The 24,646-nt window shown below is 69.6% G+C and carries 24 protein-coding genes; 12 read left to right on the forward strand and 12 right to left on the reverse strand.

Going from position 1 to position 24,646, the window contains the following annotated elements:
* The 3 genes from ACFOYY_RS28715 to ACFOYY_RS28725 all read left to right on the forward strand — a co-directional run bounded on the left by ACFOYY_RS28715 (window position 1) and on the right by ACFOYY_RS28725 (window position 3,171).
* Window positions 1-945: an ABC transporter permease gene (locus ACFOYY_RS28715; protein WP_352010076.1), complete on the forward strand. Its 945-nt coding sequence runs from the start codon at window positions 1-3 to the stop codon at window positions 943-945.
* A complete protein-coding gene (locus ACFOYY_RS28720) occupies window positions 942-1,844 on the forward strand; it encodes an ABC transporter permease (RefSeq protein WP_352010077.1) in 903 nt (300 codons plus the stop codon). Before ACFOYY_RS28715 ends, ACFOYY_RS28720 begins: the two co-directional genes overlap by 4 nt.
* Before the next feature lie 70 nt (window positions 1,845-1,914).
* Complete coding sequence (locus ACFOYY_RS28725; protein ID WP_386193711.1) at window positions 1,915-3,171, forward strand: multidrug effflux MFS transporter; 1,257 nt, start codon at window positions 1,915-1,917, stop codon at window positions 3,169-3,171.
* Window positions 3,172-3,260: 89 nt separating this feature from the next.
* On the opposite strand, the gene ACFOYY_RS28730 is transcribed toward ACFOYY_RS28725, so the two are convergent.
* The 5 genes from ACFOYY_RS28730 to purN all read right to left on the reverse strand — a co-directional run bounded on the left by ACFOYY_RS28730 (window position 3,261) and on the right by purN (window position 7,020).
* Window positions 3,261-3,431, reverse strand: coding sequence for a hypothetical protein (locus ACFOYY_RS28730; RefSeq protein WP_386193714.1), 171 nt, complete (start codon window positions 3,429-3,431; stop codon window positions 3,261-3,263).
* A 156-nt stretch (window positions 3,432-3,587) separates the two neighbouring features.
* Window positions 3,588-4,457, reverse strand: coding sequence for a bifunctional methylenetetrahydrofolate dehydrogenase/methenyltetrahydrofolate cyclohydrolase (locus ACFOYY_RS28735; RefSeq protein WP_352010080.1), 870 nt, complete (start codon window positions 4,455-4,457; stop codon window positions 3,588-3,590).
* 22 nt (window positions 4,458-4,479) lie between these two features.
* A complete protein-coding gene (locus ACFOYY_RS28740) occupies window positions 4,480-4,653 on the reverse strand; it encodes a hypothetical protein (protein ID WP_352010081.1) in 174 nt (57 codons plus the stop codon).
* Between the two features lie 158 nt (window positions 4,654-4,811).
* A complete protein-coding gene (purH, locus tag ACFOYY_RS28745) occupies window positions 4,812-6,356 on the reverse strand; it encodes a bifunctional phosphoribosylaminoimidazolecarboxamide formyltransferase/IMP cyclohydrolase (RefSeq protein ID WP_352010082.1) in 1,545 nt (514 codons plus the stop codon).
* Between the two features lie 43 nt (window positions 6,357-6,399).
* A complete protein-coding gene (gene purN / locus ACFOYY_RS28750; RefSeq protein ID WP_386193718.1) occupies window positions 6,400-7,020 on the reverse strand; it encodes a phosphoribosylglycinamide formyltransferase in 621 nt (206 codons plus the stop codon).
* 78 nt (window positions 7,021-7,098) lie between these two features.
* On the opposite strand from purN, the gene ACFOYY_RS28755 reads away from it, so the two are divergent.
* On the forward strand, window positions 7,099-7,509 hold the full coding sequence (locus ACFOYY_RS28755; protein WP_352010084.1) for a hypothetical protein: 411 nt from the start codon (window positions 7,099-7,101) through the stop codon (window positions 7,507-7,509).
* 6 nt (window positions 7,510-7,515) lie between these two features.
* Here the strand turns inward: ACFOYY_RS28755 and ACFOYY_RS28760 are convergent, their stop codons facing one another.
* Together ACFOYY_RS28760 and ACFOYY_RS28765 are read right to left on the reverse strand one after the other, a co-directional pair.
* Window positions 7,516-7,989 carry a TIGR00725 family protein gene (locus tag ACFOYY_RS28760; protein ID WP_352010085.1) on the reverse strand — a complete coding sequence of 158 codons (474 nt, stop codon included), beginning with the start codon at window positions 7,987-7,989 and terminating at the stop codon, window positions 7,516-7,518.
* 80 nt (window positions 7,990-8,069) lie between these two features.
* On the reverse strand, window positions 8,070-8,798 hold the full coding sequence (locus tag ACFOYY_RS28765; protein WP_352010086.1) for an SDR family NAD(P)-dependent oxidoreductase: 729 nt from the start codon (window positions 8,796-8,798) through the stop codon (window positions 8,070-8,072).
* A 144-nt stretch (window positions 8,799-8,942) separates the two neighbouring features.
* Between ACFOYY_RS28765 and ACFOYY_RS28770 the strand changes: the two genes are divergently transcribed.
* The 4 genes from ACFOYY_RS28770 to ACFOYY_RS28785 all read left to right on the forward strand — a co-directional run bounded on the left by ACFOYY_RS28770 (window position 8,943) and on the right by ACFOYY_RS28785 (window position 13,307).
* Complete coding sequence (locus tag ACFOYY_RS28770; RefSeq protein WP_352010087.1) at window positions 8,943-9,599, forward strand: TetR/AcrR family transcriptional regulator; 657 nt, start codon at window positions 8,943-8,945, stop codon at window positions 9,597-9,599.
* A gap of 443 nt (window positions 9,600-10,042) precedes the next feature.
* Window positions 10,043-10,387 carry a hypothetical protein gene (locus ACFOYY_RS28775; RefSeq protein WP_386193724.1) on the forward strand — a complete coding sequence of 115 codons (345 nt, stop codon included), beginning with the start codon at window positions 10,043-10,045 and terminating at the stop codon, window positions 10,385-10,387.
* A gap of 122 nt (window positions 10,388-10,509) precedes the next feature.
* Window positions 10,510-11,850 carry a KGGVGR-motif variant AAA ATPase gene (locus ACFOYY_RS28780; RefSeq protein WP_386193726.1) on the forward strand — a complete coding sequence of 447 codons (1,341 nt, stop codon included), beginning with the start codon at window positions 10,510-10,512 and terminating at the stop codon, window positions 11,848-11,850.
* Entirely contained in the window at window positions 11,850-13,307 is a 1,458-nt protein-coding gene (locus tag ACFOYY_RS28785; protein ID WP_386193729.1) for a hypothetical protein, read from the forward strand. The genes ACFOYY_RS28780 and ACFOYY_RS28785 overlap by 1 nt, the downstream gene beginning before the upstream one ends.
* A gap of 30 nt (window positions 13,308-13,337) precedes the next feature.
* Here the strand turns inward: ACFOYY_RS28785 and ACFOYY_RS28790 are convergent, their stop codons facing one another.
* The 4 genes from ACFOYY_RS28790 to ACFOYY_RS28805 form a co-directional block, all read right to left on the reverse strand.
* Complete coding sequence (locus tag ACFOYY_RS28790) at window positions 13,338-14,999, reverse strand: cell division protein PerM (RefSeq protein WP_352010088.1); 1,662 nt, start codon at window positions 14,997-14,999, stop codon at window positions 13,338-13,340.
* Window positions 15,000-15,230: 231 nt separating this feature from the next.
* Complete coding sequence (gene sucD, locus ACFOYY_RS28795; RefSeq protein ID WP_352010089.1) at window positions 15,231-16,106, reverse strand: succinate--CoA ligase subunit alpha; 876 nt, start codon at window positions 16,104-16,106, stop codon at window positions 15,231-15,233.
* Window positions 16,106-17,287 carry an ADP-forming succinate--CoA ligase subunit beta gene (sucC, locus tag ACFOYY_RS28800; RefSeq protein WP_352010090.1) on the reverse strand — a complete coding sequence of 394 codons (1,182 nt, stop codon included), beginning with the start codon at window positions 17,285-17,287 and terminating at the stop codon, window positions 16,106-16,108. Before sucC ends, sucD begins: the two co-directional genes overlap by 1 nt.
* Window positions 17,288-17,457: 170 nt before the next feature.
* Window positions 17,458-17,865 carry a cobalamin B12-binding domain-containing protein gene (locus ACFOYY_RS28805; protein WP_184712787.1) on the reverse strand — a complete coding sequence of 136 codons (408 nt, stop codon included), beginning with the start codon at window positions 17,863-17,865 and terminating at the stop codon, window positions 17,458-17,460.
* Between the two features lie 174 nt (window positions 17,866-18,039).
* Here ACFOYY_RS28805 and ACFOYY_RS28810 point away from each other — a divergent pair, with 174 nt between their 5' ends.
* The 3 genes from ACFOYY_RS28810 to ACFOYY_RS28820 all read left to right on the forward strand — a co-directional run bounded on the left by ACFOYY_RS28810 (window position 18,040) and on the right by ACFOYY_RS28820 (window position 21,394).
* Window positions 18,040-18,990, forward strand: coding sequence for a hypothetical protein (locus ACFOYY_RS28810; RefSeq protein ID WP_386193734.1), 951 nt, complete (start codon window positions 18,040-18,042; stop codon window positions 18,988-18,990).
* 450 nt (window positions 18,991-19,440) lie between these two features.
* Window positions 19,441-20,373: a hypothetical protein gene (locus ACFOYY_RS28815; protein WP_386193737.1), complete on the forward strand. Its 933-nt coding sequence runs from the start codon at window positions 19,441-19,443 to the stop codon at window positions 20,371-20,373.
* 133 nt (window positions 20,374-20,506) lie between these two features.
* Window positions 20,507-21,394 carry a hypothetical protein gene (locus ACFOYY_RS28820; protein ID WP_386193739.1) on the forward strand — a complete coding sequence of 296 codons (888 nt, stop codon included), beginning with the start codon at window positions 20,507-20,509 and terminating at the stop codon, window positions 21,392-21,394.
* A 7-nt stretch (window positions 21,395-21,401) separates the two neighbouring features.
* On the opposite strand, the gene pcrA is transcribed toward ACFOYY_RS28820, so the two are convergent.
* Window positions 21,402-23,627 (reverse strand): DNA helicase PcrA, encoded by a 2,226-nt coding sequence (gene pcrA, locus ACFOYY_RS28825; RefSeq protein WP_352010176.1) that lies wholly within the window; start codon window positions 23,625-23,627, stop codon window positions 21,402-21,404.
* Between the two features lie 140 nt (window positions 23,628-23,767).
* On the opposite strand from pcrA, the gene ACFOYY_RS28830 reads away from it, so the two are divergent.
* The gene (locus ACFOYY_RS28830) at window positions 23,768-24,487 is read left to right on the forward strand and encodes a PIG-L deacetylase family protein (protein WP_352010095.1); all 720 of its coding nucleotides are present in this window, start codon (window positions 23,768-23,770) and stop codon (window positions 24,485-24,487) included.
* The last annotated feature ends 159 nt before the right edge of the window (window positions 24,488-24,646 follow it).

A 24,646-nucleotide genomic window follows, 5' to 3' on the forward strand; every position in this document is an offset into this window, starting at 1 on the left:
ATGCTGGGGGTCATTCTGCGCCGGTTGCGCGATCTGGTGATCGTGCTGTTCGTGGTCGGCACCGCACTGTTCTTCCTGCTGCGCTCGATCCCGGGTGACCCGGCCGCGGTGCTCCTGGGCACCAAGGCCAGCCCGGAGCAACTCGAACGGCTCCGCCAGGACCTCGGCCTGACCGGACCGCTGTACGAGCAGTATCTGCACTGGCTGGGCAACGTGCTGAGCGGTGACTTCGGTACGTCGATCAAGTACAACCTCCCGGTCCTGCAGATGATCTTCGACAACATCGCACCCACGCTGACCCTGGCCATCCTGAGTACGGTGATCAGCTTCATCCTCACCGTGCTGATCGTCACCTGGGTCACCGTGGCGCCGCACAACCGGGTGGCCCGGCTCGTCAACCGGGCCACCCAGTTCGGGCTGGCCCTGCCGGAGTTCTGGCTCGCGCTGCTGGCGGTCTACCTGTTCGCGCTCACCTTCGGCTGGTTCCCGACCGGCGGCTACACCCCGCTGTTCGAGGACCCGGCGACCGCGATCACCCAGCTGGCGTTGCCGGTCGCGGTGCTCGTCGTCGGGCAGACCGCCTTCCTCACCATCACCATGGAGGAGAGCGTGCTCGGTGAGCTGACCCAGCTCTACCTGCGTACCGCGCGGGCCAAGGGCGTCGGCGAACGGCGGATCATGCTGAAGCACGTGCTGCCCAACTCCATGCTGCCGGTCCTCACCACGGTGGGCCTGAACTTCGCCTCGCTGATCGGCGGCGTGGTGGTGATCGAGAGCATCTTCATCATCCCGGGCCTCGGCACCACACTGCTCGGCGCCGTCTACGCCCGGGACTTCCCGCTCATCCAGGGGGGTGTCATGTTCATCGCGTTCCTGTTCGTGCTGATGAACCTGCTGGTCGATCTCGCCTACGCGCTGATCGACCCGAAGGTGCGGGTGTCGTGACCGCCGACCTCGCCACCGCGCCGACCGTGACGGCCCCCACCCGGGTCCGCTCGTTCGTCCGGCGAAACCCCACGCTGATCGTGACGGGCGGGCTGCTGATCCTGATCACCCTGGTGGTCATGGTGCTCCCGCCGTTCCTGCCCGACCCGAACGCCGCCGACCCGGTGAACCGGTTGCTGCCGCCGTCGGGTGAACACCTGATGGGCACCGACAAGTACGGCCGCGACCTGTTCGCCAGGTGGGCCTCCGCCGGTCGGGTCTCCATCGGGATGACCATGCTGATCACGCTGTGCTCGGTCGGGCTCGGCACGTTCATCGGCCTGGTCGCGGGCTACTTCGCGCGGGCGGGCACGGTGATCATGCGGGTCGTGGACGCCTGGATGGCGTTCCCGTCGATCATCCTGGCGATCGTGTTCGCGGTCGTGGTCGGTCCCGGCATGATGAGCGAACTGCTCGCCGTGACGATCATCTTCACCCCGTACACGGCCCGGATCATCCGCAGCCGTGTGCTCGGCCTGACCACCCGCACCTACGTGAAGGCGGCCAGGGTGTCCGGCATGGGGCCGTGGAAGACCCTGGGCGTGCACATCCTGCCGAACACCCTGCCGCTGGCCGTCGTGCAGTGCGTGCTGCTGTCGGCGGGCGCCATGCTCATCGACGGCTCGCTCAGCTTCCTCGGTCTCGGCATCTCACCACCCACCGCCACCTGGGGAAACATGGTCGCCGACGGGCGTACCTACCTGCAGACCCACCCGACCATGGTGATCTTCCCCGGCCTGACCATCGCCCTGTTCGTGTTCCTGCTGAACCTCACCGGTTCGGCGCTGCGCGCCTTCGTCGATCCTCGGGCGAGGATGCTGCTCGACCAGCAGCGACGACAGCGGCGGTCGCGCCGGTGAGCGCAGGCACACATTCGGGGGAAAGCCACCCGGTGACCGCGTCCAGGCGAGGCCACCCGGTGGGTCACACGTGAGCGCGGACGGCCCACCGGCCGTCCCGCCTCCGATCGCCCGGACCCGCAGGCTGCTCTTCACCCTCGGAGCACTGTCGACGTTCGGCCCGCTGTCGATCGACCTCTACCTGCCCGCGTTGCCCGTGCTGGCCCGCCAGCTCGGGGCCTCCGACGGCGCCGCCCAGTGGAGCATCTCGGCCTGCATGATCGGCCTGGCCGTCGGCCAGCTGTTCATCGGCCCGCTCAGCGACCGGATCGGCCGCAGGCGCCCGCTGTTCGCCGGGGTGGTGACGTACACGGCGGCGTCGTTGCTGTGCGCGGCGGCGCCGTCGATCGAGACGCTCATCGTGCTGCGCCTGGTGCAGGGACTGGCCGGATCGGCCGGGATGGTCGTGGTCGAGGCCATGGTCCGCGACCTGTACGAGGGCCGGCAGATGGCCCGCATCATGTCGCTGCTGATGCTGATCGGCGGATTCGCACCGATCGTCGCCCCGGTCATCGGCGGGCAACTGCTGTACGTCGTCGACTGGCGCGGCCTGTTCGTCTTCCTGGCCGCGATCTCCGCGGTGCTGCTGCTCGTGGCGTTCACCCTGCCCGAGACGCTCCGCCCCGAGCACCGCCACTCGGGGGGCATGGCCCGGGTACGGGAGGGCTTCTCCGCGGTGGCGGACGACCGGCTGTTCGTCGGCTGCACCCTGGGGTCGAGCATCGGCAGCATCGCGCTGTTCATCTACATCTCGTTCAGCGCGTTCGTGATCGAGGACGGCTACGGCGTGAGCCCGCAGGTGTTCTCCCTGATCTTCGGGATCAACTCGGTCGGCCTGATCCTGGGCGGCTGGTTCAACGCCCTGCTCCTGCGCCGCTTCACACCGGAGCGGCTGCTCGTGCCCGAGGCGCTGGTCGCCGTCGTGACCGGTGTCGGTACGGCCGTCGCCGCGGCGCTGCACGCGCCGCTCTGGGTGTTCCTGACCTCGCTGTTCTTCACGATCATGTCGGGCGGACTGGCCTCACCGAACGCGACGGCGCTCGCGCTGGTCCGTCATCCGGCCAACGCGGGCACGGCCGCCGCGCTGCTCGGCAGCACGGGCTTCCTGTTCGGCGCCCTGTTCGCCCCGCTGGCATCGCTCGGCGGCGCCGGCGCCATCGCGATGACCGGCGGGATCGCCCTGGCCCGCATCGGCTCCTGGCTGGCGTACGCGCTGGTGGCCAGGCCGCGTGCGAACCACACGCCCGAGGCCGCGCCACAGCCGTGCGGTTCCGAACCGAACCCGTGACCGGCTGTTCGCCGGAGCCCGGCACCTCGGCGACGAAGAAGTGGAGGCCTCCGGGGAACAGCTCACGGGCGGCCGGGCCGGGCTGCGGCTCACCGAATGACGGAGAGCCGGAACCCGGCGTTCGCGAAGGCGTCGGTCACCGCGTGCAACGGTTTGCGCCGGAACCCCATCGGGACGGTCCGCCCGCCGAGCGTCCGGTCGAAGGAGTAGCCGGTGGTCGCGAGGTGGTCGGGCCGGGGGCCCTGGATCGTGTAGGCCACGAAGGGGTGGTCGACGCGATCAGCCGGCCGCCGGGCCCGAGCACCCGCCGCAGTTCGGCCGGCCCCCGGTCCTCCAGGTGGTGCGGCACCGGCGACGCGACCACGTCGTCGAACGGCAGGCGCTCGCGCGGGTCGGCGACGTGCGGGGCCACGTCGTCACAGTGGGCCCTGGGTGCCCTGGACCTGACGTTCCGCGGCCTCGACGACGTTGCTGAGCAGCAGCGCCCTGGTCATCGGGCCGACACCGCCGGGGTTGGGGGTCAGGAAGCCCGCGACCTCGCCGACCTCGGGGGCGACGTCACCGGCGATCTTCCCGTCGACCCGGGAGACCCCGACGTCGAGTACGGCGGCGCCGGGCTTGACCATGTCGGCGGTGATCAGGTGGGGCACGCCCGCGGCGGCGACGACGATGTCGGCGCGCCTGACGTGGGCGGCCAGGTCCTGGGTGCCGGTGTGGCACAGGGTGACGGTCGCGTTCTCCGACCTGCGGGTCAGCAGCAGGCCCAGGGAACGGCCCACGGTGATGCCGCGCCCGACCACGGCGACCTCGGCGCCCTTGAGCGGCACGCCGTACTCCCGCAGCAGCAGGACGATGCCGTGCGGGGTGCAGGGCAGCGGCGCGTCGACCATGTGCACGAGACGGCCCAGGTTGATCGGGTGCAGGCCGTCGGCGTCCTTCGCCGGGTCCATCCGCTCGATCAGGGCCAGGGCGTCCAGGTGCCGGGGAAGCGGGAGCTGGACGATGTAGCCGGTGCACTCGGGCGAGGCGTTGAGCTCGTCGATGACGGCCTCGACCTCGGCCTGCGTCGCGGTGGCGGGCAGGTCCCTGCGGATGGAGGAGATGCCGACCTCGGCGCAGTCACGGTGCTTTCCCGCCACGTAGATCTGGCTGCCGGGGTCGTCGCCGACCAGGACGGTGCCCAGGCCCGGGGTGACGCCACGCTCCCTCAGCACGGCCACCCTGGCCGCGAGGTCTGCCTTGATCTTGGCCGCGGTGGCCTTGCCGTCCAGAATCTGCGCGCTCATGGCGCCAATCCTTCCATGAAGTTCAGCCGCGGCTCGCTTGCCTGCGCTCGATGATGCGGCGGGTGAAGGGGATGTACTCCACAGCCTTGGCTCCCAGGTAGGCGGCCCCGAGGGCCACGATGACGAGGAGCACGGGGCTCTGCCAGAACCCGTTCATGATCACGAAGGCGTTCAGGAAGGAGCCGAGCAGGGGCATGGGAGTCTCCACGGGCGCGATGGACGAGATGCTTCACCTTAACCGGGCTTTAAACCCTTTTTAGCCGAAAAATCCTGTCCGTCCCGCCACGTTCCTGTCTCTGGTGCACGGCTGCCCCACGGATGGCGGCAGCCGTACGACCTGGGAAGATCTTGAGACTAGTGGAAGAAGTGCCGGGTGCCGGTGAAGTAGAGCGTGATCCCGGCGGCCTCGGCCGCGGCGATCACCTCGGGGTCGCGGATGGAACCGCCCGGCTCGACGACCGCGGTGATCCCGGCGGCGACGAGCAGTTCGAGGCCGTCGGCGAACGGGAAGTACGCGTCGGAGGCCGCGACCGACCCCTTGGCGCGCTCACCGGCGCGGGCGACGGCCAGCCGTGCCGAGTCGACCCGGTTGACCTGCCCCATGCCGACGCCGACGCTCGCGCCGCCGGAGGCCAGCAGGATCGCGTTCGACTTCACCGAACGGCTGGCCCGCCAGGCGAAGGCCAGGTCGGCCAGGACCTCCGGTGAGGCCGCCGCCCCCGCCTTGAGCTCCCAGGTGGCGGGGTCGTCACCGGGGGCGTCCACCCTGTCGGTCGTCTGCACCAGCAGGCCGCCGTCGATCCGGCGGAACTCGGCCTTGTTGTCCGGCCCCTTCGGGCAGGCCAGCAGACGGATGCTCTTCTTCGCGGTGAGCAGCGTCAGCGCCTCGGGAGTGAACGACGGGGCCACCACGACCTCGGTGAACACCTCGGCGATCTGCCCGGCGAGCTCCTCGGTGACCTCCCCGTTGACCGCGATCACCCCGCCGTAGGCGGAGACCGGGTCGCAGGCGTGCGCCTTGCGGTGCGCCTCGGCGACGTCGGCGCCGACCGCGATGCCGCAGGGGTTCTGGTGCTTGATGATCGCGACCGCGGGCTCGGCGAAGTCCCACGCGGCCCGCCACGCGGCGTCGGCGTCGAGGTAGTTGTTGTACGACATCTCCTTGCCGTGCAGCTGCTCGGCGTTGGCCAGGCCGTCCCGCTGACCGGAGTAGAGGGCCGCGCCCTGGTGCGGGTTCTCGCCGTAGCGCAGCGGCGTCCTGAGCGTCCAGGCCGCGCCCATGTAGGTGGGCCAGGCGCCCTCCTCTGCGGCGTAGACGTTGGCGAACCAGGAGGCGACCGCCGTGTCGTAGGCGGCGGTGTGGGCGTAGGCGGAGGCGGCGAGACGACGGCGCTCGGTGACGGTGAAACCGCCGGCCGCGACCGCGGCGAGCACGTCGCCGTAGACGGCCGGGTCCACCACGACCGCGGCGGTGCCGTGGTTCTTGGCCGCGGCGCGGATCATCGCCGGGCCGCCGATGTCGATCTGCTCGACGCACTCGGCGTCGGAGGCACCGGAGGCGACAGTCTCCTGGAACGGGTACAGGTTGACCACGACGAGCTCGAACGGCTCGATCTCCAGCTCTTCGAGCTGCTTGACGTGGGCCGGGTTGCCGCTGTCGGCCAGCAGGCCCGCGTGCACCCTCGGGTGCAGGGTCTTGACGCGGCCGTCCAGGCACTCGGGGAACCCGGTGAGCGACTCGACCGGGGTGACGGGAACACCGAACGAGGCGATCGTCGCGGCGGTGCCGCCGGTGGAGACGATCTCCACGCCTGCGGCGTCGAGTCCGCGGGCCAGCTCCTCCAGCCCGCTCTTGTCATACACCGCGATCAACGCGCGCCTGATGGCGATGCGGGTCACTTCGTGGTCCTCCTGTTTTGTTCAGATTTTCCGGCCGTCCGGCTCATCCGCCGGATCGTCCGAGACGTACGGTCCGTCCGGTCACCGTCCAGCCCTCCCGGGCCAGCCTGCCGACGGTCTCGACGAGCAGCCTCCGCTCGACGACCTTGATGCGCTCGTGCAGCGTCTCCTCGTCGTCGCCGTCGAGCACGGTCACCGCCTCCTGGGCGACGATCGGCCCGCTGTCCACCCCGGCGTCGGCCAGGATCACCGTGCAGCCGGTGACACGGACGCCGTAGGCGAGGGCGTCGCGGACACCGTGGGCGCCGGGGAAGGACGGCAGCAGCGCGGGATGGGTGTTGACCATGGTGAAGGAGGTCGTGGACGGCTCACCGAGGATCTTCATGAACCCGGCGAGGATCACCAGGTCGGGCCGGTGCTCGGCGATCCTCTCGGCGATCGCCCTGTCCCACGCGGCCCGGTCCTCGTGGTCGGGCAGCCGCTCCACGAAGGTCGGCACTCCCGCGCGCTCGGCGCGGGCCAGTCCTTCGATGCCGTGCCGGTCGGCTCCGACCGCGACGATCCGGGCCCCGTACGCCTCATCGGCCGAAGCGTCCAGCAGGGCCTGTAGGTTGGTTCCAGAACCGGATACGAGGACCACAAGCCGAGCGGCCTGGGATGACACCGACGCACTCCTTTCGGACGGGACTCACGCCGCTGCAAGGGTATCGGCCTGTGCGCTCGTACGACGCAAGGAGGTCCGTTGACGTCACCCGTCCAGGCACGGCCTGCGGAAAGCGCGGGGCGCAGGGCGCTGTGGCTCGCGTTCGCCTCCGTGGTGATGACGTTCCTGCTCCCTCTCGCCGGCCTTGTCATGTCGATATTCGCGCTGGTCGTCTCGATCCGCGCGATCCCCGCCCTGCGTTCGGTCTCCAAGCCGACCGGTACGGCCGTCGCCGGGATCGTCCTGTCGGCCCTGGCGCTGCCGATCTCCCTGTCGATGGCGGCGATGCAGCTCTATCTCAGTGACGAGCTCTCGGCCTACGCCAACTGCCGCGCGGGAGCGGGCACCGTCGCCGCGCAGCAGGACTGCGTCCAGCAGCTCGAACAGGCGCTGCAGAAGAAGATGCCCTTCCTGCAGCCCGGCGACATCCGGTTCCCCTTCACTCCGTAGGAACCCTCACGGCCACAACCCGGTCAGCTCAAGGGCCTGCCCGGGTGAGGTGGCGTGCCGTACGCCGGGCAGCGGGGCGCCGTCGCGGTCGAGGACGCGCCAGCCGCCGAGCTGGACCACCGGGGCGCGTCCCCCGCGCATGGTCAGGGCCAGCTCGGACAGCGTGCCCCACGAGCCGCCGACGACGATCACGGCGTCCCCCGAGTTGACGACGACGGCGTTGCGTGCCTCGCCCAGGCCGGTGGGGATCACGACGCTCAGGTCGGGGTTGGCCTGCCACCGGTCGGCCCTGGACAGGATGCCGACGACCGTCCCACCGGCCGACCGCGCCCCCGCCGCGACGGCGGCCATCACGCCTCCGTAGCCGCCGCAGACCACCACCGCGCCCCGCTCGGCCAGCAGCCTGCCGACCTCGCGCGCGTCGGCCTCCTCCTGGGGCGTGCAGTCGCCGGGACCGCAGACCGCCACCTGAACCGCCATCGCGCTCCCCCGTCGTCGCCGCGCCCGCCCCGGTCCGGCCCCGTGGCGTAGGCAAAGTGTCCCCCGCCGGGCGGTTCCCGTCAGCCGAAGACGCTGAAGGTCGCCTCGGCGCGGCCCCGGGTCGCGTACATCTCCCAGGCGGCGTCGGCGAGCGCGTCGGGGTCGAGGGTCATGCCCGCCACGGGGCCGTACCGCTCCGGCTGGGAGGAGACCATCCCGTGGATGTCGCCGCGTTCGACGACACCGCCGATGACCAGGCAGCCCGCGTAGACCCCCGTCTCGGTCAGGGCCGCGTTGAGGGTCACCGCGTAGGTGCGCAGGGCCGCCGACAGGATCGCCAGGTTGCCGAGGGCGGGCATCGGCATGACGGCGCTGAGCCCGGTGGCGAACAGCAGGCCGCCCTCACCGCGTTCGATCATGCCGGGCAGGACTCGCCGGGCCACCTCGACGGCGGGGTAGGCCCACTCCATCGCCCGCCGGACGTCCTCCGGCCCGGCCTGGAGGATCGGGACGGGGTGGGACTCGGGGTCGGTCGAACCCGGCCCGTAGTAGACCATCCCGACGGGACCGTGCCGTTCGACGACCGTGTCCAGGACGGACAGCAGGCGGTCGTGGTCGCGCACGTCGGCGGCGAACGCCTCGGCCCTGATCCCGGCGTCGGCGAGCGAGGAGACATATCCGGCGTGTCTGGCGTCGCTTCTGGACACCAGGACGACGGGGTGGCCCTCGCGGCCGAGCCGGTGCGCGATGGACATGCCGAGACCGGGCCCCACTCCGATGACGACCGCGACTCCACGTGAAGCGGACATGGCTGCGCCTTCCTTCCCCAGACAGGTTGAGGGAACCCTCAGGTTAGAAGTTGAGGGAAGCCTCAATTTCTTGCGAAGGTACCATGAAATCGAGGCTTCCCTCGACTTTTCGTGGGATCCGCGCTTCGAGGGGACTGACGACACATGGCGCTTCAAGCCCGGCCGGCGAGGCCGCTGCGTGCCGACGCCGTACGCAACCGCGACAGGTTGCTGGCAGCCGCCAAGCAGGTGTTCGGCGAGCGCGGGCTCGACGCGCCGCTTGAGGAGATCGCCCGCAGGGCCGAGGTCAGCATCGGCACGCTCTACAACCACTTCCCCACCCGGGAGGCGTTCTTCGACGCGATCCTCCCCGAACGGCTGGCCGCCCTGGAACGCATCGCCGCGGCGGCGATGGCCGACCCCGACCCCTGGCGCGGCTTCACCGGCTTCCTTGAGGGGCTGTTCGCGCTCCAGGCCGAGGACCAGGGGCTGAACGACGCGATGGCCCGGCGGCTGCCGCTGAGCGAGGGGGTGCTCGCCTCCTGCCACCAAGGCTTCGAACTCGCCGGTCAGGTCGTCGAACGCGCCAAGGAGAGCGGCACGCTGCGCGCGGACTTCGAGATGCGGGACCTGCCCCTACTGGTCTGGGCCATGTCCCAGGTGATCCGCGAGTCGATGGGGGTCGCGCCCCAGGCCTGGCGGCGTTGCCTGTCGTTCTTCCTCGACGGCCTGCGCGCCGGGACCGCCCGCCCGCTCCCCGTCCCCGCCATGGCCGATGAGCAACTCGACGCGATCAGACTGCGGACGACGCCGGGGAGCTAGGGCCTGTTTTGTGGATCTTCGCCGTGGCGAGGATCGTCCAGGTGGATGCCCCGCGAGGCGGAGGGGGAGCTCATAACGGAGTTATGGGCGACAGATTCTCCCCGGGCCCCCGCGGCAAACGCGGAGCCTGCGGAGCGTTTTCGTGGGGTGGGGCGACAACGCGGCGGGGGGCCGCCTGGACGACCGCGGTAGGCGTAAAGATCCACAAAACAGGCCCTAGGACGACGGGGGCGCGGCGGCAAGCACTTCCCCAGCAAATGCCGCCGCGCCTTTTGCGCACGATCCAACCGCGAGGGCCGAATCACACTCCCCAAGGGAGTACCCACAACCCACTGGTTTTTCCCGAATTTCCCGGGAACGTCCTATATCGGCCATCCCGCCAGGTGTCACCTCCCCCAGAGCAAACATCTCTGCCCTGCGAAAACAGTGAATAAGATCCGAGCGTGCCCCCGTCCTCTGCCCAAGACGACTACGCTCACGCCGCTCTGCGCCACTACCGGGACGCGGTCTACCTGCATGACGACAAACGGCTCCCCAACGCCGACCATCACTACGGATTCGCGGTGGAGTGCGCGCTGAAGAGCCTTCTCCTGCGCTACCTCAACGCCACGATGATCGACGCCAGAGGCAGACCCTCCCACTACCCATGGACCGTTGACACCGGTGGCAACCATACGAGGCACGGCCACCTGCCCGGCATCTGGTCCGACGTGGCGACTCTGCTCCGAGGCCGGACAGGTAGCACACTTGGTGCTGTGCTGACCTCTTCCGCCCCCTTCGCCAGTTAGGACGTCGCCGACCGTTATCTGAAGGCCCCATCGCTCAGCACGACAATCATGACCCAGCGCAAGGCAGCCGCCACGCAGATCCTCACCCTGCATCAGCAGGCGCTCATTACCGGAGCCATCCAGTGACCACCCCTGACACCACCGTCCGTTTTGACGATGCCTGGCCCATCGCCCTGGCCGTGGCCAGGGCGACGGCGGCCCAGGGGTATGACACCGTACTGGTGCGTGACATCCTGGGACGTTTCAGCCTGGCGCTGGACGACCGAGTTCCGAAGGTCTCATCGGAGTCGGCCGACAGGTGGCGCACCGAACTGGCCGAGCGCCTCGGTCGTTATGCCGCCGCGAACACCGTCCTGCTCGCCTCCGACCTCTTCGCTCCAGAAGCCGTCTTCGAATCCCCCCATCTGATCGACCTTCCAGGGCAGGAGGTCTCCCAAGGACACGGGCGCATTCGTGTGCTGGACAACGGTGTGGTCGGTGAGGACTGGGCGCCTGTCACCACCCCTCGGACGGAGGACTCCGGTGTCGGCACCACACGGATCGCGTTGTACGGATTCAAGGGAGGTGTCGGAAGATCGACTGCCACGTTCATGCTCGGCAAGCACCTGGCCGATCAGGGATCATGCGTCCTTGTCCTCGATCTCGACCTCGAATCGCCGGGATCAGGTCCTCTGCTGCTCAGGGAAGAGGACACGCCTCAGTACGGCCTGGTCGATCATCTCGTCGAGTTCGCTCTCGGCAACGCCGACGGTCTGGATCTCGTGGCGACGGCCTCCGGCATCTCGGTCGCGGGAAACGGCGAGCTGTGGGTCGCCCCCGCACGAGGCCGTGGTTCCGGGACGGCGCCGTACACGTATGTCGACAAACTCAACCGCGTCTACGGGAGCGTGCCCGGTACTCCGTCCCTCACCTTCGCCGACCGGCTGGAACAGGCCGTGACCGCCTGCGAGGCGGCTGTCGCCGCCCGGAGCCGCCGACCGGATGTCATCCTGCTGGACAGCCGGGCCGGTATCCACGACATCGCCGCGGTCACCATTTCGCGGCTGTGCGACCTGGCTCTGTTGTTCGGCTCCGACAACAGTCAGACGTGGAACGGCTACCGCGACCTCTTCACCGCCTGGCAGGCCTCCGGCCAGGCGGAGGCGATTCGCGACAAGGTGAAGATGGTGGCCTCAATGGTTCCGGACACGCACCGCGCGGAATATCTCTCGACGTTCCGTGATCGTTCCTGGGCGTGTTTCTCCATTCTCTACGACGACCTGCCAGCCGACGACTCGACTGGTTTCAACCCCAGCCCCGAGGACCTCTCCGCCCCGCATTCCCCCGTCCCCATCCTGTTCACCCTGGATCTCGTCGGCCTCGACGGGGTGTCCAGCCCCGGATGGAGCGAGCAGAGGTTCGTACAGGCCGCCTATGACGAATTTCTGACCACCGCCACTCGGCTCATCCTCGAAGGAGCATGATGACCGTCCTGCTCCCTCCTCAGGAGCTCCGCGCGCTGCTCGGTGCCGCGCTGCCGAGCACATACGACGCGGACACCATCGAACCGACTGTGAGCACGCTGTTCACGCCCGCCGGGCACCGGCGCGCGCTGGATGTGGACACCACGGTCGTCAAAGGCGGCCGTGGCGCCGGTAAGACCTTCTGGTTCAGATCTCTGCGTGACGATCGCCTGCGCGCGGTCGCGGCCAGTGAATACCTCATCGACCGGCTCGCACGGGTGAGAGTCGACGCGGGGTACGGCGCGGCCATCGACTCCGACCTGTATCCGGGACCCGGAGAGCTGCACCACCTGGTGGGCCGTGACGTCGCCGCCCACGATGTGTGGAACACCGTGCTCCTGGCCGCGCTCGGCGTACCCGATCTCAAGAGCGTCCTCTCCTGGGAGGAGCGCATCAGATGGGTGCGCGAGCATCCCATGGCCAGGGATCGGGTCATCGCCGACGCCGACCGGCAGGCCAGGACCGACGGAACCCTGCGGATGATCCTTTTCGATGCCCTGGAGCATCTCCATCGGGACCGCCGCCACGCGGATCAACTCGTCGCCGGCATCCTCCAGCTTGCCCTTGAGGTACGGCTGCGCACCCAGAACATCCGGTTCAAGGTCTTCATCCGGCCCGACATGCTCGATGGAGCGCTTCTGTCCTTCCCCGACGCCTCGAAGCTCACCTCGAACGCGGCCAACCTGACCTGGTCTCCTCCGAATCTGTACGGACTTCTCTTCCATCACCTCGGTAACGTTTCGACCACCGAGGCAGAACGGTTCCGTGCCTCGGTCCCCGGATGGACCGAGCCCACTCCCGGACGTCACCTTCCCCCTCCCTCACTGCTCGGTGACGAAGATCAGCAGACTGCCCTGTTCACGGCCATCGCAGGCCCTTACATGGGGGCGAACTTCCGTAAGGGGCATACCTACACCTGGCTTCCGAACCATCTGATGGACGGGGCCGAGCAGGTCAGTCCCCGAAGCTTCCTCAACGCGCTGGCCAAGGCGGTCGAGGAGACCGAGGCACGGTATGCCACCCACCCCTATGCCATCCACCACGAAGGCATCCGGCGGGGCGTTCAGGCGGCGTCCACGACCCGTGTGGAGGAGATCAGAGAAGACCTCCCATGGGTTCAGACGGCCATAGCCCCTCTCGCGGGGCAGCAGGTCCCCATCGACGAGAGTCTCGTGATCGGTCTGTGGACCGATCACGAGCTGACCGAGTCCCTTCAGCGGCAGATGACGGGCACCGTTGGAAGCGAGGCGGTGAGGACGGGTCCGCGGAACCCCGACCGCTATCCCGATCTCATCGGCGAACTCATCGATCTGGGGGTGATGCGCCGCCGCAAGGACGGCCGTATCGACCTTCCCGATGTCTATCGGGTCGCTTTCTCCATCGGTCGCAAAGGCGGCGTGCCACGGGTCAGGACTTAACCACAGCCGCCGAACCATCCGGCCTTGGTGTCAGTCGCGGTCCCAGGCGTAGGGGTCCAGGTAGATGACGTGGCCGCCCTTGTCGTCCGACTCGTCGACGATGTCACGCCGGGGTGGGCGCGGAGGCTCCCGGTCGACCGGTTTCGACGGGCTCTCCGCGGCGGCCGAGGCGTGCTCGTCCTGCCAGTCGTCCCTGATGACCGGGATCGGCTGGGTCTCGCACTCGGTGGCGTCCAGCCAGTGGCCGGGCAGCCTGCCCAGCTCCTCGGGATCGGCGAGGCCGACCTTGCTCGCCACGGTGCCCGCGGCCTTGGCGATCTTGACACCCGCCTTGCGGACCGGGGCGGTCGCCGTACCGACCCTCTCGGCGGCCCTGGCGACGGCGGTGTTCTGACCCCGGAAGATCAGCCACCAGTTGGCCAGTCCCGCGGAGATCCCCGCGGCGACACCGACCTCCAGGGTGACCGAGAGCATCACCTCCCAGGCCGCGGGGCCGACCACGGTGAGCCGTGTGCCACCGAGCGGACCCCCGGACAGCGCCGCCAGCGCCCCGGCCACCGCGCCCGTGAACAGCCCGCAGGCGAACCCCCACAGCGGGGCGCCCTCGTAGGTCGGCGAGGGCGCGATCCTGACGCTCAGGACGCCCGCGACCGCCCCCGCCGCGAACGGCAGCGCGACCACCACCATCACCCACGCCGGAGTGGGACCGGCCTCGGGAAGCGCCCCCAGGATCGGCAGGCTGGGCACGACGCCGAGCTGGACCCCCGTCGGGGCGACCAGCGTCCCCGCGCCCACGGCGAAACCGGGGCCCGCGGTGTAGGCCATGCCCCAGACGATCGCGTTCGGTAGGTAGAGCACCTGGATCAGCAGGAGCAGCAACCCCCCGACGAAGCCGGGAGCCAGGATCTCCGACAACGCCCTGACCTGCGAGAAGTTCGCCACGAGCGCGCCGGTCACCAGGACCGTGCCCGCCACGAGCATGATCCCCAGCGCGGCGGCCGAGCTGATCAGGGCCGCGCGCAGGCGCTCGGGCAGCAACCTCAGCATCGCCCGCCACGGCCCGATCGCCCTGGCCGTGGCCAGCGAGCCCGCGGCGAAGGCCAGCAGCAGGTGGCTGAGCAGCGTCTCACCGATGAACGGCTGGGTGACCTCGTTGTCGGTGATCAGCGCGATCACCCCCGCCAGCAGCGCGTACGGCGCCGCCAGTGAGACACCCGCCTGGGCGACCAGCACGAGCTGCGCCCTGCGCCGGGCGTTGGCCTCGTCCTTCGGGCTGTTCTTCGGCAGTCTGGCGGGCATCCTGAGCCGCAGGTCGGCGTCCCTGGTCATCCAGACGCCCGCGCGGTAGAGCAGGAAGGCGGGCAGGACCGTCAGCCCCAGGGGAAGCAGCCCGATGACCCCGCCGGAGATGGAGAACCCCGCGTGGTGGGCCACCAGCCACAACTGCGCCGCCGTACGGAAGACCCCGGGCAGGCCGCTGCTGAACGCGCCCCTCGGGGAGGCGATCCAGCCGACCAGGGTGAAGGTGGTGAGCACCGCGAGACCCACGCCGAGCGTCCACACCGCGGCGAGCATCCCCGAGACGGGAAGCGGCCTGCGGACGTCGTCGTCGTCACCAGTGACGCCGGGCAGGGGGATACGGCTGAGGACGTTCCGGGGAGCCGTCCGTAGCTGGTCGAGAAGGGCCGTCACAATAGTCGATGGTCTCAGGATCTTCCACGGGGAAGGCACTCATCGCCCCGCGTGTCGCGGCGCCGTACGGGCTGATGTGCGTCCGGGGTGTGCGAACGGCCCCGCACGGCCGACAACCCCACACGGCCGGGAACCTCGCGCGTCCGATGATCCACGCGGCCGGGGACGCCGGGAACAGGGAAAGGCGCCCGTCGAGGACGGGCGCCTTCGCCTGTGGCCTGCCGGGATGTCCTAGCGGGCCTGCATGACCTCGCGCATCAGGCGGGCGGTCTCGCTCGGGGTCTTGCCGACGCGCACGCCGACCTTCTCCAGAGCCTCCTTCTTCGCCTGGGCGGTTCCGGCCGAGCCGGACACGATCGCGCCCGCGTGACCCATGGTCTTGCCCTCGGGGGCGGTGAAGCCCGCGACATAGGCGACGACCGGCTTGGTCACGTGCTGCTCGATGTAGGCGGCGGCGCGCTCCTCGGCGTCTCCGCCGATCTCACCGATCATCACGATCGCGTCGGTCGCCGGGTCGTCCTGGAAGGCCTGGAGGGCGTCGATGTGCGTGGTGCCGATGACCGGGTCGCCACCGATGCCGACGGCGGTCGAGAAGCCGAAGTCACGCAGCTCGTACATGAGCTGGTAGGTCAGCGTGCCGGACTTGGACACCAGGCCGATACGGCCCGCGGTGGTGATGTCGGCCGGGATGATGCCCGCGTTGGAGGCGCCGGGGGAGGCGATACCGGGGCAGTTGGGGCCGATGATGCGGGTCTTGTTGCCCTTGGCGACGGCGTAGGCCCAGAACTCGGTGGTGTCGTGGACCGGGACGCCCTCGGTGATGACCACGCAGAGCGGGATCTCGGCGTCGACGGCCTCCTTGACCGCGTCCTTGGTGAACGCCGGGGGCACGAACACGACCGAGACGTCGGCGCCGGTCTGCTCGATGGCCTCCTTGACGGTCCCGAAGACGGGCAGGCCCTCGTGGACGGTCCCGGCCTTGCGGGCGTTGACGCCGCCGACGACGCGGGCGCCTGAGGCGAGCATGCGGCGGGTGTGCTTGGTGCCCTCGCCGCCGGTCATGCCCTGAACAATGATCTTGCTGTTCTCGGTCAGCCAGATAGCCATTACGCACCTACCGCGGCGAGCTCGGCGGCGCGCTTGGCCGCATCGTCCATCGTGTCGACAAGCTCGACGCCCTTGAGGTTGGCGTCGGCGAGGATCTTCCGTCCGAGGTCGGCGTTGTTGCCGTCGAGACGGACGACCAGGGGGCGGCTGACGGCCTCGCCGCGGCTCTCCAGGAGCTGGAAGGCGGACACGACGCCGTTGGCGACCGCGTCACAGGCGGTGATGCCGCCGAAGACGTTGACGAAGATCGACTTGACCGAGGGGTCGGAGAGGATGATCTCCAGACCGGCCGCCATGACCTCGGCCGAGGCGCCGCCGCCGATGTCGAGGAAGTTGGCGGGCTTGGGCTGGCCGGGGAAGGCCTCGCCCGCGTAGGCGACGACGTCGAGGGTGGACATGACCAGGCCCGCGCCGTTGCCGATGATGCCGACGCTGCCGTCGAGCTTGACGTAGTTGAGGTCCTTGGCCTTGGCCGCGGCCTCAAGCGGGTCCTCGGCGGCCTTGTCCTCGAAGACCGAGTGCTCGGCTTGGCGGAAGGAGGCGTTGTCGTCGAGGGTGACCTTGCCGTCGAGGGCCTTCACCTGGCCGTCGGCGGACAGGATCATCGGGTTGACCTCGACCAGGGAGGCGTCCTCGTCGACGAAGGCGGCCCACAGCTTCTCGATGAGCTCGGCGGCGCCGTCGAGCGCGACCTCGGGCAGGCCGCCCGCGACCGCGATCTCACGGGCCTTGGCGCGGTCGACGCCGTCCAGCGGGGAGACCGGGACCTTGGCGACCTTCTCCGGGGCGGTGTGCGCGACCTCCTCGATGTCCATGCCGCCGGCGGCGGAGCAGATGGCGAGGAAGGTACGGTTCGCGCGGTCGAGCAGGAAGGAGAAGTAGTACTCCTCCGCGATCGCGCTGGCCTCCTCGATCAGGACCTTGTGGACCGTGTGGCCCTTGATGTCCATGCCGAGGATCTGGGTGGCCTTCTGCTCGGCGTCGGCGGCGTCGTCGGCGACCTTGACGCCGCCCGCCTTACCCCGGCCACCGGTCTTGACCTGTGCCTTGACGACGACACGGCCGGTCAGCTGCTCGGCTGCCGCTCGTGCCTCCTCCACGGTGTGCGCGACGATACCGCGCGGCACCGGGATGCCGTACTCCGCGAAGAGCTCCTTCGCCTGATGTTCGAACAGGTCCACGAGGGTCCGTCCTTGCTTGTGCGGCTGGTGTACAGAATGTGGGCGGGCCGGCTCCTCGCTCTCATGGGGGAGCCCGGCGTCTTTGCGCCAAAGAAGCCTAGCCTCCCGAGGGGCGTGGCCAGGTCACCGGGTCCTCGCGGACGAAAGGGCCCTCTTCGCGCGGGACGGAATCATACGCGGGACGGGATCGCGCTTCGCACCCAATCGACGATCTCCTGGGTGGTCGCTCCCGGGGTGAAGACCCGGGCGACTCCCATGCGCTCCAGCTCGGGCATGTCCTCATCGGGGATGATGCCGCCGCCGAACACCACGATGTCGCTCGCGTCGTTCTCCGCCAGCAGCTCGATGACCTTGGCGAAGAGTGTCATGTGCGCCCCGGACAGGACGGAGAGACCGACCGCCGCGGCGTCCTCCTGGATGGCGGTGCGCACGATCTGCTCGGGCGTCTGGTGCAGGCCGGTGTAGACGACCTCCATCCCGGCGTCCCGCAGTGCCCGCGCCACGATCTTCACGCCCCGGTCGTGCCCGTCAAGGCCGGGTTTGGCGATGACCACGCGAATCCTCGACTCGGCTTCCATGCAGACCTCCTTGTCCGCGCTCCACGCGCTACGGAAGAGCTGTTCGCAGCGTAACCGGCGATGCCCCGCCGGATTTCACGGGACCACCGGAAATCTCGACACATTCATGATCATTGTCTGGAATGATGCCTTTCCCTCCCCATGTGAAAACTGATGTACAGGACGGTGAACCCCATGAGGCGATGGATCGCCCCGCTGGCCGCGGCGCTGCTCGCGCCGGCGCTGACCATCACGGCTCCGGCCGCCGCGCAGGCCGCCGCCGTCGACCCGGTGAAGGCGCTCAGACAACGGCTGGCGTCCTGGGACGGCGTCCGCATCGCCGAGTCGGGCCAGGCCCCCTCGGCGGGCGGCACCCTGAGCTCGCGCCGCACGGGTGTCCTGCGCCTGTCCCCCTCGGGTCTCGCGGGCCTGGACGTCGTACGGCGGGACGTCTCAAGAACCGTCTCCGGCGGCAGAACCGAACTGCGCGCGGAGCGTGTGATCACCGTCGGCGGGGTGAACTACACCTCCTCCCCCCGTTTCGCGGACCGGCTCCCCCACGGCAAGGCCTGGGTCAGCGACACCCGCAGGAACACCCGCTGGGAGGTCCTCCTCGGCGACCAGGCGGTCAACGCGCTCGAACCCTCAACCCTGGGCCTCCTGCTTCGCACCGCGAAGGACCGCCTGCCGTACAAGGGCGGTGTCCAGTACCGGGGCACGGTCACCCTGAAGCGGTTGTACGACGCCTCCCCCTCCTTCAGGGAGCGCCGGGGCTACACACTGCCCGTCGAGACGGGCCGCCTTTCGGTCGGCTGGCGGCTGTGGCTCGACACCCGCGGACTGCCCACCCGCCTGGTGACCAAGGACCCGCACGGCAGTGACGACATCCGCTACACCGGCTGGGGCACCGGGATCGTCGTGACCGCCCCGCCCGCGGACCATGTCGTCGACGCCCGTCACCTCGGCTCAGGCGCCGCGATCGAGCGCACGCCGAACTCCCCCGCCGAGGGGGCCAGGTCGGGTGCCGGACGCGAGGACGCGCCGTCCCCCCGAGGCGACGCCGGGACCTCCGATGTCGAGGCCCCCGTCGTCGATGCCCCCGTCGAGAACCGGGAGTCGGCCGTCGGCGCCTCCGGCCGCGGTTGACGACCGCCGGGCTCACCGGATCTCGCGTGCAACCGCGGAATCCATAAAGGCGGAAAGCGAATCACGGCCGCCGAATGCCCGGCCGTTCTCTCCGAGCAGGCCTTTCGCATATCGCCTCCGGCGGCATTCCCGTCCGTCTCGGTTGGACGCCACGTCCCGCCCGGTTCGGCGCCGCACTCGCCTGTCGGACGCCACGCCCCGTCACCGCCCCGCCGCCCCGCTCCGGCCGCCCGCCGTACGGCTCACGCGTCTGCCTGGTCCTGGGCGGTGCGGAGTGGGCGAGGGCGTCAGCGGGGCTCACGGAAGGTGACCGGAAAGACACTGCACCAAATATTCACAACCAACTACGAATAAGCCATCAGATATCGCATTTTATGATGATCATATCTGATATGAATACCCTGAACCCTCCCGAACGGGGCGGAGGGTATATCCAGGAGGAATCCCCCTTTGAAGCGATACATTGCCGGTCTGGCGTGCGCGGCCATGGCCGTGGTGAGCGTCCCCGCGCTCGCGTCGACCGCGCACGCCAAGGCCGCCGACCCGGTCGCCGCGCTGAAGAGCAAGCTCGTCAGCGGCCAGGGTGTGACCTTCGTCGACAAGACGAAGATCTACGCCAAGGGCCAGAAGAGCACGATCGCCGCCGACCGTAAGGGCGTCCTGCAGTTCGGCCCTTCGGGTGTCGTCGCGTCCGACCAGACCGGGAAGTACCGGATCGACGAGGAGACCCTCAAGATGATTGAGGAGTTCTCCAGCCCCGGCGAGGACGGTGAGGAGGACCCCTTCATCAGACTGGTCAAGGCCATGACCAAGCCCGAGCAGGTGGTCCGCCTCGGAAAGACGACCTACGTCTCGGGTGGCGCCTTCGGCGAGTTCATCCCCGAGGGCAAGACCTGGATCCGCTTCCCCCAGGACACACTCGGCATAGTCGGCGCGGTGACCCAGTCGGTCAACGCCGCCGAGCCCACGACGCTCAAGGCGCTGCTCGCGCACGCCACCACCAAGCGCGCCGGGTTCTACGCCGGGAAGATCACCTGGGGTGAACTGGCCAAGGTCTCGCCGTGGTTCCGCGCCTCGCAGAGCACCGCACTGACCGAGACCGCGGGCAAGACCGTGATGAACTGGAAGCTCTACGTCGGCGCCGACCAGCTCCCCAGGCGCCTGACGACCAGCTACACCCAGGGCAAGAGGACGACGACGGTCTACGACACCGTCTACAGCGGCTGGGGCAGCATCGTGTCGATCAAGGCGCCCGAGCCCGAGACCGTCGCCGAGCTCAAGGACCTGCAGCTGACCAAGCCCGAGGCCCAGGTCTCGATCCTGCGCGGTCAGGTGAACTCCTTCGTCGACCGCCCGGGGACGGGCTCTGCCCGGAACCACTGATCCGGAAAGACGGCGAACATGTACGTGCCCGGCGGACCGTGTCCGCCGGGCACGTCTCGTTGATCCCCTGGGTGGGCGACAATCTCCTCACCCCCCTGCGACGACGCGGGGACACCCCGGGAGGATCTTCTCGATGAGGCGAACGACCGCCGTCCTGACCGGTGCCGCCCTCACGGCCCTGGCATTCCCCCTGCTGGTGGCGGCCCCGCCCGCCAACGCCCTCACCGCCGATCCCGTGGCGGCGTTGAAGGGGCGGTTCAAGGCCGGGCACGGGGTGAGGATCGTCGAAAGGGCCAAGCTCGTCGGCGACGGCGGAAACCCGCGCACGGTGTACGGCCGGGTCAAGGGCGTGCTGGAGTTCGGCCCCTCGGGGGTCGTGGCGTCCGACCTGACCAGTTCCTTCGAGCTGCCCGCCGAGGAGGGCACGCCCTCCGAGCCGTTCGCCCCCTCCCGGACGGTCACCGTGAAGGGTGTCTCCTACACCCAGGGCGGCGTCTACGCCGGTTCCCTTCCCGAGGGGAAGAAGTGGCTGCGCAGCCGTGACGACGTCCTCTCCACGACCAACCCCGCGCAGCGGCTGTTCAACCCCCTGGAGCCCGCGACGCTGCGGGCCGCGCTCGCCCACGCGGGCCCGGGCCGTCCCGGCGGCACCCTGGACGGCACCAGGACCGTCGTCCGCTCCGGCTCCTTCACCCTGGGCGAGCTGTACCGGATCTCCCCGTCGGCCCGCGCGGTGCTCGGGGCCAAGCCCTCGGCCAAGTCGGCCCCGCTCAAGGTGAGCTGGCGGCTCTATCTCGGCGCCGACCAGCTCCCCCGGCGTGCCGTCTCGTCGTACGTCCAGTCCGTACGGGGCCTGACCAGCGTCGACGTCACCTATCTCAACGACACCCAGTACGGCGGCTGGGGCCTGCGCTCGACGCTCAAGGCCCCGCCCGCCGCCGAGGTCGCCGACTTCGACGAGCTGAGGATCGGCGACGCCGACCCCGGGAACGTCTCCCTCAACAACCTGTTCACCGGGTGAACCGGGGTCAGAGCTTCTCGATCGGCGCGTAGGTCAGCAGCAGGGTCTTCTCCCCGCCGCTACCGAAGTCGATCTTCGCCTTGGTCTTCTCCGCCACCCCGTCGACCGAGACGACCGTGCCCAGGCCGAACTGGTCGTGGGTGACCCGGTCGCCGGGGGCCAGGTTGGGGACCTGCCGCCCGCCTGACTTCCTTGGCTGGGCGGGACGTGCCTCACGGCGGGTCGTCGCGGCGCTCCAGGCGCTCTTGCCGGGATCGCCGCGCCACTCGACCAGGTCGGCCGGGATCTCGGTGACGAACCGGGAGGCCGGATTGAAGGCGGGGGCGCCCCAGGAGCTGCGGACGGCAGCGCGGGAGAGGTACAGCCGCCGTTCGGCCCGGGTGATGCCGACGTAGGCCAGTCTGCGCTCCTCCTCAAGCTCCTTGGGCTCGCCCAGCGAACGCATGTGCGGGAAGACGCCGTCCTCCATGCCGGTCAGGAAGACCACGGGGAACTCCAGCCCCTTGGCCGTGTGCAGCGTCATCAGCGTGACCACACCCTGGCCTCCGTCACCGGCCGGGATCTGGTCGGCGTCGGCCACCAGCGAGACCTGTTCGAGGAACTCGACCAGCGTGCCCTCGGGGTTGGCCTCCTCGAACTCGGAGGCGACCGAGACCATCTCGTCGAGGTTCTCCAGGCGGCTCTCGTCCTGCGGGTCCTCCGAGGCGGCCAGCTCGGCGCGGTAGCCGGTGGCCTCAAGCACCTCCTGGGCCAGCTCCGAGGGCGGCGTCGTCTCCGCCTTGGCGAGCAGGCCGTCGAGCAGCGCGACGAAGTCCTTGATCGCGTTGAGCGAGCGGGTGGCCATGCCCGGTGCCTCGTCGGCCCGGCGCAGCCCCTCCCAGAACGAGACGCGCTCACGGGAGGCGAACGCCTCGACCATGGCCTCGGCCCGCTCGCCGATGCCGCGCTTGGGCACGTTGAGGATGCGGCGCAGTGAGACCACGTCGTTCGGGTTGGCCAGGACCCTGAGGTAGGCCAGCAGGTCGCGGACCTCCTTGCGCTCGTAGAAGCGCACCCCTCCGACCACCTTGTACGGCAGGCCGGTCCTGATGAAGATCTCCTCGAAGACCCGGGAGGCCGCGTTGGTGCGGTAGAACACGGCCACCTGGCCGGGGACGACCTCCTCGTCGTCGGCGAGCCTGTCCACCTCCTGGGCGACGAACATGGCCTCGTCGTGCTCGTTGTCCGCGACGTAACCGATGATCTTCGGCCCCGCGCCCTGGTCGGACCAGAGGTTCTTCGGCTTGCGGCTCTCGTTGCGCGAGATCACCGCGTTCGCCGCGCTGAGGATCGTCTGGGTCGAGCGGTAGTTCTGTTCGAGCAGGATCGTCCTGGCGTCGGGGTAGTCGCGCTCGAACTCCAGGATGTTGCGGATCGTCGCGCCGCGGAAGGCGTAGATCGACTGGTCGGCGTCGCCGACGACGCACAGCTCGGCGGGGTCGACGGTGCCCTCCCTGACCACCTCGCCGTCCGCGGTGACCAGCTCGGGAGAGCCGACCAGCTCTCTGACCAGGGTGTACTGGGCGTGGTTGGTGTCCTGGTACTCGTCGACCATGACGTGCCGCCAGCGGCGCCGGTAGTGCTCGGCGACGTCGGGGAAGATCTGCAACAGCGTGACCGTCAGCATGATGAGGTCGTCGAAGTCCATCGCGCCGGCCTCGGTGAGCCTGCGCTGGTAGTTGCGGTAGGCCTCGGCGAGGGTGCGCTCCAGGTGGGTGCCCGCCTGGGCCGCGGCCGTCTCGTAGTCGATCAGCTCGTTCTTGAAGTTGCTGACCTGCGCCGAGAAGGAGCGCGGCGGGTAACGCTTGGGGTCGAGGTCCATCTCCCTGCAGACCATGGCCATCAGCCGCTGGGAGTCGGCCTGGTCGTAGATGGAGAAGCTCGTGGGGAAGCCGAGCCGCTTGGCCTCCCTGCGCAGGATGCGCACGCACGCGCTGTGGAAGGTCATCACCCACATCGAGGCCGAACGCGGGCCGATGAGGGCGTCGATCCGGTCCTTCATCTCCCTGGCGGCCTTGTTGGTGAAGGTGATGGCCAGGATCTCCTGCGGCCTGACGTCACGCTCGGCCAGGAGGTAGGCGATGCGGTGCGTCAGCACCCGTGTCTTGCCGGAGCCCGCGCCCGCGACGATGAGCAGGGGGGCGCCGTGGTGCACGACGGCCTCACGCTGCTGGGGATTGAGCCCGTCGAGCAACGGGTGGGTCAGGGGAGCGGCTGGGATCGACACGTCCCCTAGGGTAAGGCGGCCCGCCGACAGCCGGGTCCAGGAATGTGGGCGGGCCGGTGGACGGTTATGAGAATTCATCAGTACGTGAACGACACGAGGGGGCGCACATGTTGTCGGAGAGCGAGATCGAGCGGGTGCTCGTGGTCACCGCCCACCCTGACGACGTCGACTTCGGCGCGGCGGGCTCGATCGCGCGTTTCACCGACCGTGGTGTCGAGGTGACGTACTGCGTCGTCACGGACGGCGACGCGGGGGGCTTCGACCGGGAGGTGGACAACGGCGGGATGGCCGAGCTGCGCCGTGGCGAGCAGACCGCGGCCGCCAAGGCCGTCGGCGTGACCGACGTGCGTTTCCTGGGCTACCCGGACGGCTCCGTGGTGCAGAGTCTCGACCTGCGGCGTGACATCGCCCGGGTCATCCGCCAGGTCAGGCCCGACCTGGTGATCACCCACTCGCCGGAGCGCAACTACCGTTTCGTCGCCCCCAGCCACCCCGACCACCGGGCCGTCGGCGGGGCCGCGCTCGACGCCGTCTACCCCGACGCCCGCAACCCCTACGCCTTCCCCGAGCTCCTCCTCCAGGAGGGTCTTGAGGCGTGGACGGTCAGGGAGGTCTGGCTCAACGGCTCGCCGACCCCGGACCACCACGTGGACATCACCGAGACCGTGGACCGCAAGATCAACGCGCTGCGCGCCCACGCCAGCCAGGTGAGTCACATGGACGACCTCGACGGCTTCGTGCGCGACCGGTTCGGCCAGACGGCGGTCACGGCGGGCTTCGGCGAGGGCCGTTACGCGGAGGCCTTCCAGCGCGTCCTGACCGTCTGACCTCCGGCCTGCGAGCCGTACCTTTTCGGCGGAGTCCGAGGCCGCCCGCGTGGGCGGGCGGCCTCCTCCCGTCCGCGTCGAGTGCCCGGAGACCGTCTTACGACCGCGGTGACCGCGAAGGAGTCCGAGAAGGCCGCAGCGTGTCCTGACCGTCTGAGA

This window comes from Streptosporangium jomthongense, from assembly GCF_042650425.1.
Lineage (GTDB): Bacteria > Actinomycetota > Actinomycetes > Streptosporangiales > Streptosporangiaceae > Streptosporangium.